This window comes from Priestia sp. D51, from assembly GCF_053345675.1.
This window is the reverse complement of record NZ_JBLTIR010000035.1, coordinates 1-1,355: the sequence shown is the minus strand read 5'-3', so window position 1 is coordinate 1,355 and position 1,355 is coordinate 1. Positions and strand designations below refer to the sequence as shown.

1 rRNA gene is annotated in these 1,355 nt (G+C 54.3%); it reads right to left on the bottom strand.

Going from position 1 to position 1,355, the window contains the following annotated elements:
• Nucleotides 1-5: 5 nt before the first annotated feature.
• Nucleotides 6-1,355 (bottom strand): 23S ribosomal RNA (locus ACNHOZ_RS28800); the annotation flags it as partial.

Genomic DNA, 1,355 nt, shown 5'->3' with positions numbered 1-1,355 from the left:
AAAGTTTGGTTAAGTCCTCGATCGATTAGTATCAGTCAGCTACACATGTCGCCACGCTTCCACCTCTGACCTATCAACCTGATCATCTTTCAGGGATCTTACTAGCTTGCGCTATGGGAAATCTCATCTTGAGGGGGGCTTCATGCTTAGATGCTTTCAGCACTTATCCCGTCCACACATAGCTACCCAGCGATGCCTTTGGCAAGACAACTGGTACACCAGCGGTGTGTCCATCCCGGTCCTCTCGTACTAAGGACAGCTCCTCTCAAATTTCCTACGCCCACGACGGATAGGGACCGAACTGTCTCACGACGTTCTGAACCCAGCTCGCGTACCGCTTTAATGGGCGAACAGCCCAACCCTTGGGACCGACTACAGCCCCAGGATGCGATGAGCCGACATCGAGGTGCCAAACCTCCCCGTCGATGTGGACTCTTGGGGGAGATAAGCCTGTTATCCCCGGGGTAGCTTTTATCCGTTGAGCGATGGCCCTTCCATGCGGAACCACCGGATCACTAAGCCCGACTTTCGTCCCTGCTCGACTTGTAGGTCTCGCAGTCAAGCTCCCTTGTGCCTTTACACTCTACGAATGATTTCCAACCATTCTGAGGGAACCTTTGGGCGCCTCCGTTACATTTTAGGAGGCGACCGCCCCAGTCAAACTGCCCACCTGACACTGTCTCCCGGCCCGATCAGGGCCGCGGGTTAGAATTTCAATACAGCCAGGGTAGTATCCCACCGACGCCTCCACCGAAGCTAGCGCTCCGGCTTCTCAGGCTCCTACCTATCCTGTACAAGCTGTACCAAAATTCAATATCAGGCTACAGTAAAGCTCCACGGGGTCTTTCCGTCCTGTCGCGGGTAACCTGCATCTTCACAGGTACTATAATTTCACCGAGTCTCTCGTTGAGACAGTGCCCAGATCGTTACGCCTTTCGTGCGGGTCGGAACTTACCCGACAAGGAATTTCGCTACCTTAGGACCGTTATAGTTACGGCCGCCGTTTACTGGGGCTTCGATTCAGAGCTTCTCCCAAAGGATAACCCCTCCTCTTAACCTTCCAGCACCGGGCAGGCGTCAGCCCCTATACTTCGCCTTGCGGCTTCGCAGAGACCTGTGTTTTTGCTAAACAGTCGCCTGGGCCTATTCACTGCGGCTCTCTCGGGCTATACACCCTACCAGAGCACCCCTTCTCCCGAAGTTACGGGGTCATTTTGCCGAGTTCCTTAACGAGAGTTCTCTCGATCACCTTAGGATTCTCTCCTCGCCTACCTGTGTCGGTTTGCGGTACGGGCACCTCCCGCCTCGCTAGAGGCTTTTCTTGGCAGTGTGGAATCAGGAACTTCGGTACTATA